An 11,040-nucleotide genomic window follows, 5' to 3' on the forward strand; every position below is an offset into this window, starting at 1 on the left:
AAAGGGGAATTTGCTGCCCTATGATCACTTTTCATCGACACCGCTGGGCTTTCTTTCTGGTCTTCATGGTCTTTTTGAGTCTAGTAGGTCCCACCCGGGAAGGCATGAGTGCTCACTTGTCCCTTTCGGCATGGATTCCCTATTGGAACCGGGCAGAAGGGGAAAAAGAAGCCCAGGTCCTTCAGGACCGCCTCCAGGACATTTCATATTTTGCCGCGTATTTTAATGACCGAAAGGAATTGGTTTTCCCTGAAAGGTTCCAAAAACCAGCGATTTCTGCAGACGGGGCCTATCTTACCATTGTCAATGATGTGGTTTTCCCAGATGGAACGAGCCGCTTAAAGGATACGGAACAATTAGCCAGCCTTCTTGCAACCGGAAAGAGCCGCAAAAAGCATGCTGTATCCATTCTTGATCTTGCGGAAAAGCACGGCTTTTCAGGCGTCGAAATCGACTATGAAACCCTTTGGAAAAAGGGCGATACCCGTCTTCAGGAACACTTCCTGCGTTTTCTTTCTGAACTGGAAACGCAGGCTGCACGGCGCCATCTCAAGGTCCGCGTCATCCTGGAACCGTCGGCGCCATTTGGTGCCCCTTTCCCGAAGAACATTGAATATGTCGTCATGGCCTATAACCTCCATGGTCCCCATAATGGCCCCGGCCCCAAGGCCGATCTGGCCTTTATTCGCAGAACGATGAAGAAGATGGATGCCCTCAGGGGGGAGGCCGCCCTTGCCTTTTCGATGGGTGGCGCAATCTGGAAGGACGGAAAAGAAGGCCGTTTCCTTTCTGAACAGGCGGCAGCGGCCCTTGCTGAACAATATGGAAAGGTTCCCCAGCGGGATGAAGCCAGCGCGGCCCTCCATTTTTCCTATGAAGCCGATGGACACACCATGACTGTTTGGTATGCTGACGTTACGACCCTTGAAGCCTGGAGCCAAGCGGCCCTGGAAGCTGGCTATCCCCACGTGTTCCTCTGGTCCCTCGGGGGCAGCGGCAATCTTTCACAGCTTGCTTCCCGTACAGGGGAAGGAGGGAAGGAGTAAACCGTGAAGAAACTCATCTTGCTGTACCTTTTCTGTCTGTGCGTTGGCTTTTCTTCCCTAAGCGAAGCCGGAAAGGCACTAACCATCATTCCAACAACCAAACAGGCCGTCATCTTTACCTTTGGCGGTCTGCAAAACGCCCAAACCGTAGCCGATGTACTCCAGCGAATGGATGAAGAAAAGCTGCGGGGCACCTTCTTTGTGACGGAGCGTGAACTGCGGGAAAATCAAGGAACCATTCGCCTCATCAAGAACCATGGCCAGGAAATTGGCATAGGTCTGCGCCCTGGGGACGCTCCTACACGGGACGCGGTCAAAGGGCAGCTGGAGCGCATAAGGACGCGTCTTCAAAAAGAATATGGCGTGACACCGACCGTGGTGCGGCAAATGTATGGCCCTTCCTCAACCATTGTTGAGGACGTCGCTCGTGAAATGAACCTCACCTTGGTGGGACAGACACGCAATGTGGTCCTGACCCGGCTCAAAGACGCCATGTCAACGGATGAAATCATGAACGCTGTCTTCAAAAAATGGGACTTTTCCTTGGGACGGGGACAGATTCTCTATTTCCGTCTGGATTTTCTTTCGGATCCCACCCTTATCGGCAAAGTCATGACAAGGATCCATAAGGAAAAGGTCGACGTCAATACATACCGAACCTTCCAGGACCAACCGGAAGCAAATCCCCGGAACGATTCGTCCTACGAAGTCCTTTCCGTCAGCGATGTTCTCCGCGATACGGCAAAGCGCTGGACCTATCCCGTTCCTAAGGAGCGGATTCCCGAGGCCCTCCAGCCGGGAACCATTGCTTACCCTGTGGACCAGCATAATTTTTCCAAGGTCTTTTTGTCCCACTATATCGGCGCGCCGCAAGTTGACGATAAGGACCGGATGTACGGCCTCGATCAGGATGTGATCCGCAAAGCCGATAAAAGCGGCGTCATCAAGACGGCTCCTGAAAGGACCATTTTCCTGACCTTTGATGATTGGGGGACGGACAATACCATCAATCAGCTGCTTTATGTCCTTCGCAAACATAAGGTGCCGGCCACCTTTTTCATCATTACGCGCTACATGCCGAGCAATCCGAATCTATTACGGGCCATTGCAGAGGAAGGGCATACCATTGGAAGCCATACGGACCTTCATGCCGCCATGGCCTTTCGGGATAAAAAGGGAAAAATCGTAGAATCCCAAAATCCAGAAGCCTATGCGGAAAATGTGGCTGAGGCCTATCGAAAATTGGCAGAAACCGTAGGAGATGTCAAGGTCGGCGGCCGCTATAGCCTTTCCCGTCTTTTTCGTCCGCCCACCCTTGCCATAAGCGAGAACGGAGCCAAGGCGCTTTTCAACACAGGCTATACCTATTTGGTCTCTGGCTATGAAAGTACCGAGGATTATGCCGCCCACAGCCTTTCCCAATTGGTGGGGGCCATCAAGGCAGGAATCTATACGCCTCGGCAAAGGGTCCGCAAGGGTTCCATCATCATCATGCACATGAGCGGTACAGCCCGTTTCACTCCGCAGGCGCTGGATATCGTCCTCACCCAGAATGAACTGCTGCGGGAAGACGACCCCCGAAAATTCAAGGTGGGGTACCTGACCGATTATTTGGTCCCTGGATATGATCAAATGAAATAAAAAAAGACCGTGAAAAAAGCGAAAAGTCGCTTCTTTTCACGGTCTTTTCTGCGCTTAGGGGAAAAGATAGCTTGTCATGGAGATGCTGCCCAGGTTGCGGATGTGGTTAAAGACTTCCGGTGTTTCCCCTTTGGATGCCCCTAAAAGATACAGAAGGGGCAAAAAATGGTCCGGCGTGGGTGCCGCGTAGGAAGCAAGGGGGTGGTCCCGATAGGTGAGAACTGCTTCATCATCGCGTTCCTGGACCTTTTCCGTAATAAAGGCGTCGAATTCGTCCGCCTCTTTGGAACCGTGGGGGTTATTCCAGTCCGTCTGCATCAGGTTATGGACGATGTTTCCGCTTCCTGCGACGACAATGCCTTCCTCCCGCAGGGCGGCCAGTTTTTCTCCAAAGGCGTACTGATCATGAGGGGAAAGGGTCCCATCGACACTGAGGGGAACAACCGGAAGTGATGCATCAGGGAACATATGGACGAAAAGCGTCCATACCCCGTGGTCGATGCCCCAGTCTTCCGTCATGACGGCCCCTGTAAGATCATGGATGCGGCGGGCTGTCTGCGGGTCGCCCAAAGCTGGATAGCTGACTTCATAAAGGGCTTGGGGGAACCCGTACATATCGTAGATCTGTTCCGGTTTTTGCGCGGCGTTGACGTAGCTGCCTCGGCTGTACCAATGGGCGGAAACGACGGCAATCGCTTTGGGCCGGCCATAGTCCGTGATGATCCTTTTGCCTAGTTCAGTCAAGGTTTTTGTCATTTCATTATGATCCAAAGCCAACATGGGACTGCCGTGGCCAATAAATAATGCAGGCATTCTTTTCATAGGGGAGACCTCCTTTATCATTTCGATAAAACGCTATTTTTTGAACTTGCTCTGATTATAATCCCGCTCTATAATGAAAACAAGAACGGTTTCTTGACTGACTTAGTATGAATTGCTTGACCTTTGGGAGGAAATGCCATGGAACACGATGATTTTGGGGTCTGTCCCTTTGTGACTGCCCAGCGGCTCCTGCAGGGCAAATGGGCCATTATCCTGCTCCATCAGCTCTATGATGGAACAAAACGCTTTGGCGAGCTGGAACGAGCAACGGGCATTACCCACGCAACCCTTGCTTCTCAGTTAAAGGCCCTGGAAAAGGACGGTCTTATTACGCGTCATGTCTATGCCGAGGTCCCGCCCCGAGTGGAGTACACTCTCACGGATATGGGCCGCCGTTTTGGCCCCGTGCTTAGCAGTATCGAGACCTGGGGAAATGAATACATCGCCTATTTGAGGACGCAAAAATAGAGGAGCCGGACACCGGCGTTTTTGAAGCGAAAAGTGTTCCTTGTGGTATAATGATAACAGTATACTTTACTGTATGGGGGTTATTTTCATGGATTATAAAGAACTTGTTGAAAATGCACGGAAATGCCTTGGCAAATGCCATGGCTGCCCAATCTGCAATGGCGTTGCCTGCCGCAATACCATCCCTGGACCTGGCGCGAAGGGGGTAGGGGACACAGCCATCCGCAATTATCAGGCTTGGCAGACAGTCCGCGTCGTCATGGATACGCTGTGCGAAAAAAGGGAAACGGATACCCGTCTGTCCCTGTTTGGACATTCTTTTGCCTATCCTTTTTTTGCCGGTCCTGTTGGTGCGGTTGCCATGCACTACAGTGATAAATATAATGATGTGACCTATAACGCCCAGCTCGTCCCGGGCTGTGCTGAGTCAGGTATCCTTGCTTTTACGGGCGACGGCATGGACGCGGAAGTCATGCGCGGGGCCACGGACGCCATCAAGGACTGCCAAGGTGTGGGCATTCCGACGGTGAAACCTTGGAACATGCAGATGATCAGGGAAAAAATGGACCTTGTCAAGGCTTCGGGAGCCCTTGCGGTTGCTATGGACGTAGATGCAGCTGGCCTTCCCTTCCTTAAAAAATTTGTGCCGCCTGCTGGCAGCAAATCGGTGGAAGAAATGAAAGAAATCATTGCCCTCACGGACGTGCCTTTCATCGTCAAGGGCATCATGAGCGTCAAAGGAGCCGTCAAGGCCGCCCAAGCGGGCGCTGCGGCTATCGTCGTTTCCAACCACGGGGGACGCGTCCTGGACCAGAGCCCTGCTACGGCCGAAGTCCTGCCGGAAATCGCGGCTGCTGTGGGCGGCAAGGTCAAAATCTTTGTTGACGGCGGGATCCGTACCGGCGTTGATGTTTTCAAGGCTCTTGCCCTGGGCGCCGATGCCGTCCTTATTGCCAGACCTTTTGTCAATGCTGTTTATGGCGGTGGCAAGGAAGGCGTACGCTGCCTTGTTGATAAATTGGGGGCTGAACTCAAGGATACGATGGAAATGTGCGGGGCAGCTACGCTCCGTGAAATTACGGGCGAGATGATTCGGAGGTAACCTTCTTTGCTGAAAGGAAAACATTTTTCTCCTAATCAAGTGGTTGCCCTGACGTTTTTGGGGCTGATCCTTGCAGGCGCTTTCCTTTTGATGCTGCCCATTTCCCATAGGGATGGGATGTGGATGCCTTTTCTTGATGCCTTATTTACTGCGACTTCTGCTTCCTGTGTCACAGGTCTTGTTGTCTGTGATACAGGAAAGGTTTTTTCTCTTTTTGGTCAGTTGGTCATCATTGGTCTCATTCAATTGGGCGGACTGGGCCTGATGCTTTTTGCCACGCTTTTTTCCGTTGCCCTGGGGCGGCGCATCAATCTTCAGGACCGCATGCTGATCCAGGCCTCACTCAACCAGAATGATATGAGCGGCGTGGTCCGCATGAGCCTGCGCGTGGCCAAATATACGGCTGTTGTGGAAGGGGTCCTTGGAACGGCCCTGGCCCTGCGTTTTTATCAGCAGTTTGGCCTCAAGGGCATCTATTATGGGTATTGGCATGCCATTTCCGCCTTCTGCAATGCTGGCTTCGACCTTTTTGGCAATTATCAGAGCCTTGTGGGCTATGTCCATGATCCGGTGGTCAACGGCCTCATTGCCCTGCTCATCATTTTGGGCGGCATAGGCTTTGCCGTCATGAGTGACGTGGTCCATACCCGGCACTTTCGGAACTACCGGCTCCATACAAAGCTCGTCCTTGTTTCGACAGTGGCCCTGATCGCTCTTGGGACGCTCCTCATCCAGGTCATGGAATTTGACAATGGAAGGACCCTTGGAACCCTATCGGTCGGTGACCAATGGATGGCCAGTTTCTTCCAGTCCGTTTCTGCCCGTACGGCAGGCTTCAATACCTTTGACCTGATGCAGATGCGCACTTCAACGATCCTTGTTATGGTGCTCCTCATGGTCATTGGAGCTTCCCCGGCATCAACGGGCGGCGGCATCAAGACGACAACGGCTGCCTTGCTGATCCTTTCCGCGCATCAAGTGCTTTTTCAGAAGCCGGAGTGTGTCATTTTTGGGCGGCGCATTGACCAGGAGACTATCCATCGGGCCTTTGCCATTACCACGCTGTCCATCATCTGGATCTTTCTTGCCATCATTGGCATTACGTATCTAGAGGAGACAAGCCTTGTGGAGGCCCTATTTGAAGTGGTTTCAGCCTATGCGACGGTGGGACTTTCCAGCGGACTTAGCCAGCATCTTACGGCAGGCGGGAAGATCATCATGATCCTTTCCATGTATGCCGGACGTGTAGGCATCATGACGTTTGTCATGGCCCTTACGGCTCGCCGCAGGGAAGCCTTGATCCGGTATCCTGAAGAAAAGATCATCATTGGCTAGGAGCATAACTATGAACAAAAAGAAACAGTTTGTTGTCTGGGGCCTGGGGCGTTTTGGCGCGTCCGTTGCGGAAACCCTGGTCGGAATGGGCCATGAGGTCCTGGGCATTGATCATGACGAAGAAGTAGTCCAAGAAATGGCCGATAAGCTGACCCATGTTGTTGTCAGTGAGGCCATTGATGAAACGGTGGTCAAGAGTCTGGGCCTGCGGAACTTTGACGCAGCCATCATTGCCATCGGGGACCTGGAACCAAGCCTTCTGTGCTGCATGATCCTTAAGGAAGCCGGTATGGCGACCATTCTTGCCAAGGCTTCCTCCGAAATCCACGGAAAGATGCTCAAAAAAATCGGCGCCACGTCCGTCATCTTCCCGGAACGGGACATGGGGCGGCGGGTTGGTCACAGTTTGGGCTTTACCAACATCCTCGACTTTGTGGAACTGTCCGACAACATTTGCCTTGTTGAACTGGATGCTCCTGTTGGGGCTGTCGGCAAGAGCTTGGTCGACCTTGATGTAAGACGTCGTTTTGGCGTCAATGTCGTAGCCGTCAAGCACCCTGATAAAAAGACGGAAATCAGCATGGATCCGCAAAAACCGCTTATTGCGAGAGACATCTTGGTGCTCATCGGCACCCAGAAAGATATTGAAAAGCTGAGGGAGGAACTATGATCAAACGTCTCACATCCCTCCAGAACGAAACGGTGAAGAAGGCCGCCAGCCTGCAGCAAAAAAAGTACCGCCTTAGGGAAGGCCTATTTCTCGTCGAAGGGGTCCGTGCTGTACGGGAAGTCCGGTCGTCTTCGTGGACCGTGACGGCTTACTTTTTTACGGATCTTCCTGAGGATTTCCAAAAAGAGGCTCAAGGGTCAGACATTCCCTATTATGAAGTGACTGGGGACATCATGAAAAAACTGACGGCAACGGAAGAGCCCCAATCGTTGGCCGCTTTGGTCCGCCTTAAGGAAAGGAGCCTTGAAACGGTCCATCCTGAAAGGGGGCTGATCCTGGTTCTTGACGAAATCCATGATCCTGGAAATGTCGGAACCATGATCCGTACCGCACGGGCCATGAATGCCCAAGGCGTTATCCTGCTTTCTGGCAGTGCCGACCTTTATAACCCCAAGGTAGTGCGTGCAGCCATGGGAAACCTCTTCCATATCCCGGTCTTTACGGGAATCACGGAAGACGCCCTTATGACCTTTGCCCAAAAGGCAGGTTGGACCTTGGTGGCAACAGCCCTAGATGGCGCCGCTGACTTGCGGGATTTCACATATCCCCAAAAGACGCTGCTCATCATGGGCAGTGAAGCTGAAGGGGTTTCTCACAGTCTCTTGGAAAAAAGTGCCGCCCGCGTCAAGATTCCCATGCTGGGGGAAGCGGAAAGCCTTAACGTCGGCGTTGCTGCAGGCATCCTGCTCTATGAAGCCATGGTGCAGCAGGATCCGGGACGGAACTGATTTTCTCCTTTCCCAAATGATTGACGTACCCAGACCGTGAGTGTATAATATCAGCGTATATCGACAATGCAATGAGGGAGACAGTACTTCCCATTTCTGGCAGAGCGATCCGGGGAGGGTGTGAGCCTGGACAGAAGGAAATGAGAAAGAAGATCACTCCGGAGCTGGTCATCGAAATCACAGTAGAATGACCCGTCTTATGGCCGTTATCCCATACAAAGTGGCAGGATAAGCCTGTCATGAGGGTGGTACCACGGGTTAAACCTCGTCCCTTAGGGGACGGGGTCTTATTTTTTGGAGGTGGAGCAAGTGTCAAAAGAAAATGAAGGGTATGGAAGCACGCTGAACCTTCCTGCCACAGATTTCCCTATGCGCGCAGGGCTTCCCAAAAGGGAACCGGACTTTTTAACATTCTGGAAGGAGAAGGGTATCTATCAAAAGAAACTGAAGGCCCACGCAGGACATAAAAAGTTCATTCTTCACGATGGCCCTCCTTATGCCAATGGCAAGATCCATTTAGGCCATGCCCTCAATAAGATCCTCAAGGACATCATCCTGAAGTATAAATATGCCCGCGGTTTTGATACCCCCTATACACCGGGCTGGGATACGCATGGGATGCCGATTGAGCATGCCTGCCTCAAGGAAGTGGGCGTTGACCGTCATAAACTCAGCGCCCTTGAACTGCGCAGGATGTGCCATGACTATGCCTTGAAATGGATCAATATTCAGCGCGAAGGGTTCAAACGGCTTGGCGTCCAAGGCGATTGGGATCATCCTTACATCACCATGAAGCCGGCTTTTGAAGCCGAACAGATCCGCGTCTTTGGGGAAATGGCCCACAAAGGCTATATCTATAAAGGCAAGAAGACCGTTTATTGGTGTCCGCACTGCGAAACAGCCCTGGCGGAAGCTGAAATCGAATATGCAGACCAAAAGACTCCGACCATCTACGTGAAGATTCCTCTTGTAGATGCAAAGGACAAGGCACCGGAAGGCGCACAGGGCAAGAAGACATCCATGGTCATTTGGACGACGACACCGTGGACCATCCCAGCAAATGTCGCTGTTACGGTCAATCCTGATTTTGAATATGCTTGGGTTGAATACGGGGATGAAGTCCTCATCATGGCAAGTGAACTTGTCGGGAAAGTTGCTGAGGAATGCGGCATCATCTTTGGTAAGGTCCTTGGAACAACGAAGGGCCGGGATATGGAATTCATGGAATGTGAACATCCTTTCCCGGAATATAACCATCGTAAATCCCTCGTCTGCCTGGGTGACTATGTTGACCTGGAAACTGGTACGGGCTGCGTCCATACCGCTCCTGGTCATGGTGATGTTGACTATCTGACAGGCCTTAAATATCACCTTGATATCCTTTGCCCTGTTGATGAAAAGGGCTGTTATACCGATGAAGCCGGGGAAGCCTTCAAAGGTCATTTTGTCTTTGATAGCAATGGTCTTGTCATCAAGCATCTGGCGGAAACGGGCCATCTGTTGGGCAAGAAAAGTATCCATCACCAATATGCCCACTGCTGGCGCTGCAAGAACCCCATCATCTACCGCGCGTCGGAACAGTGGTTCTGCTCTGTTGATGGGTTCCGTGAAGATGCATTGAAGGCCATTGACAATGATGTCCAGTGGATCCCGAGCTGGGGTAAAGCCCGTATCCACAATATGGTCCGTGACCGTCATGACTGGTGTATTTCCCGTCAGCGCGTCTGGGGCGTGCCTATTCCTATCTTCTACTGTGAAGACTGCGGAGAACCGCTCATCACCCCTGATACAATCAGTCATCTGGCTGCCATCTTCGAAAAGGAAGGCAGCGACGCTTGGTGGGCCCATACGGCAGAAGAACTGCTGCCGGAAGGTACGAAGTGCGCCAAATGCGGCGGTACCCACTTCCGTAAGGAATCGGACATCATGGATGTTTGGTTCGACTCCGGGTCTTCCCATCGCGCTGTCCTCAACCATTTCCCCGGTCTTACCTGGCCGGCTGACCTGTACCTTGAAGGCAGCGACCAGCATCGTGGCTGGTTCCAGTCTTCCCTTCTGACAAGCGTTGCCACGACGGGTAAGGCTCCGTACCGTGCCGTCCTGACCCACGGCTATACCCTTGATGGGGAAGGCCGCAAGATGAGCAAGTCTCTCGGAAATACCGTTGCCCCGCAGGACATCATCAAGGATTATGGTGCCGATATCGTTCGTCTCTGGGTTTCTTCCACGGACTATAAAGGCGATGTCCGCGTCTCTAAGGAAATCATCAAACACGTTTCCGAAGTGTACCGCAAGATCCGCAACACCATCCGCTACATCTTGGGCAATACGTCTGATTTCGACGCTGAAACCATGAAGGTTCCTTTTGCCGAAATGGAAGAACTTGACCAGTGGGCCCTCATGCGTCTCCAGGAACTCAAAAAAGACGTCGAGAAAGCCTATGAAAATTATGATTTCCATGTCGTCCACCATGCTATCCATGATTTCTGCACTGTCGACATGAGCTCTTTCTACCTTGATATCATCAAGGACCGCCTCTATGCCAGCAAGAAGGATGATAAGAAGCGCCGCAGTGCACAGACGGCCATGTACGAGATTCTCAGCGACCTCATCGTCATGCTCGCTCCGATTCTGAGCTTTACCATGGAAGAAGTGTACCAGTTCATGAAAAAACCGGCAGGCGCTCCGGAAAGTGTGCTTATGCTGGAATGGCCGAAACTCCATGAAGAATATCTGGACAAAGCCAAGATGGAAAAATGGGAACACTTCATTGCTATTCGCGGCGAAATCACGAAGGTCCTTGAAAATGCACGCCGGGAAAAGACCATCGGCCACTCCCTTGATGCCAAGGTCGACCTTTATGCCACGGGTGAAGCTTATGAGCTCTTGAAGCCCTTGGAAAAGGACCTGCCAACCCTGCTCATTGTTTCCCAGGCTGCTATCCATGAAGGCACAGATAGCGGGATGAAGACTGAGCGCGACGACCTGACCGTGGCTGTCGCAGCCGCTGAAGGTGAAAAATGCGAACGCTGCTGGAACTATGATCCCACCGTTGGCAAGGATCCGGACCATCCGACCTTATGCCATCGCTGCATCGAAGTCCTCAGCGACTAAGAAAAAGGGTTCTTTGTCAAATGTTGGGGTGCCCCACAACTAAATCGCCTTTTA

At 52.2% G+C, this 11,040-nt stretch carries 9 protein-coding genes and 1 other annotated feature; of the genes, 8 read left to right on the top strand and 1 reads right to left on the bottom strand.

Annotated elements, in window-relative coordinates; genetic code table 11:
* Window positions 1-20 precede the first annotated feature (20 nt).
* Both DW817_RS04760 and DW817_RS04765 read left to right on the top strand, forming a co-directional pair.
* Window positions 21-1,046 carry a glycosyl hydrolase family 18 protein gene (locus tag DW817_RS04760; RefSeq protein ID WP_009014835.1) on the top strand — a complete coding sequence of 342 codons (1,026 nt, stop codon included), beginning with the start codon at window positions 21-23 and terminating at the stop codon, window positions 1,044-1,046.
* A 3-nt stretch (window positions 1,047-1,049) separates the two neighbouring features.
* Window positions 1,050-2,687, top strand: coding sequence for a polysaccharide deacetylase family protein (locus tag DW817_RS04765; RefSeq protein WP_021736940.1), 1,638 nt, complete (start codon window positions 1,050-1,052; stop codon window positions 2,685-2,687).
* Between the two features lie 54 nt (window positions 2,688-2,741).
* Here the strand turns inward: DW817_RS04765 and ygiD are convergent, their stop codons facing one another.
* Window positions 2,742-3,509 carry a 4,5-DOPA dioxygenase extradiol gene (gene ygiD / locus DW817_RS04770; protein WP_021736936.1) on the bottom strand — a complete coding sequence of 256 codons (768 nt, stop codon included), beginning with the start codon at window positions 3,507-3,509 and terminating at the stop codon, window positions 2,742-2,744.
* Window positions 3,510-3,647: 138 nt separating this feature from the next.
* Between ygiD and DW817_RS04775 the strand changes: the two genes are divergently transcribed.
* From DW817_RS04775 to ileS, 6 genes are all read left to right on the top strand, one after another.
* On the top strand, window positions 3,648-3,977 hold the full coding sequence (locus DW817_RS04775; protein ID WP_016459604.1) for a helix-turn-helix domain-containing protein: 330 nt from the start codon (window positions 3,648-3,650) through the stop codon (window positions 3,975-3,977).
* Between the two features lie 88 nt (window positions 3,978-4,065).
* The gene (locus tag DW817_RS04780) at window positions 4,066-5,079 is read left to right on the top strand and encodes an alpha-hydroxy-acid oxidizing protein (protein ID WP_009014831.1); all 1,014 of its coding nucleotides are present in this window, start codon (window positions 4,066-4,068) and stop codon (window positions 5,077-5,079) included.
* 6 nt (window positions 5,080-5,085) lie between these two features.
* Window positions 5,086-6,414 (top strand): TrkH family potassium uptake protein, encoded by a 1,329-nt coding sequence (locus DW817_RS04785; RefSeq protein WP_009014830.1) that lies wholly within the window; start codon window positions 5,086-5,088, stop codon window positions 6,412-6,414.
* 10 nt (window positions 6,415-6,424) lie between these two features.
* Complete coding sequence (locus DW817_RS04790) at window positions 6,425-7,084, top strand: TrkA family potassium uptake protein (protein WP_009014829.1); 660 nt, start codon at window positions 6,425-6,427, stop codon at window positions 7,082-7,084.
* Complete coding sequence (locus tag DW817_RS04795) at window positions 7,081-7,872, top strand: RNA methyltransferase (protein ID WP_009014828.1); 792 nt, start codon at window positions 7,081-7,083, stop codon at window positions 7,870-7,872. The genes DW817_RS04790 and DW817_RS04795 overlap by 4 nt, the downstream gene beginning before the upstream one ends.
* A gap of 62 nt (window positions 7,873-7,934) precedes the next feature.
* Window positions 7,935-8,148 (top strand) — a binding site (T-box leader).
* Between the two features lie 93 nt (window positions 8,149-8,241).
* Window positions 8,242-10,986 carry an isoleucine--tRNA ligase gene (ileS, locus tag DW817_RS04800; RefSeq protein ID WP_045171805.1) on the top strand — a complete coding sequence of 915 codons (2,745 nt, stop codon included), beginning with the start codon at window positions 8,242-8,244 and terminating at the stop codon, window positions 10,984-10,986.
* The last annotated feature ends 54 nt before the right edge of the window (window positions 10,987-11,040 follow it).

It is taken from the genome of Acidaminococcus sp. AM33-14BH, assembly GCF_003603525.1.
Classification (GTDB): Bacteria; Bacillota; Negativicutes; order Acidaminococcales; family Acidaminococcaceae; genus Acidaminococcus; species Acidaminococcus intestini.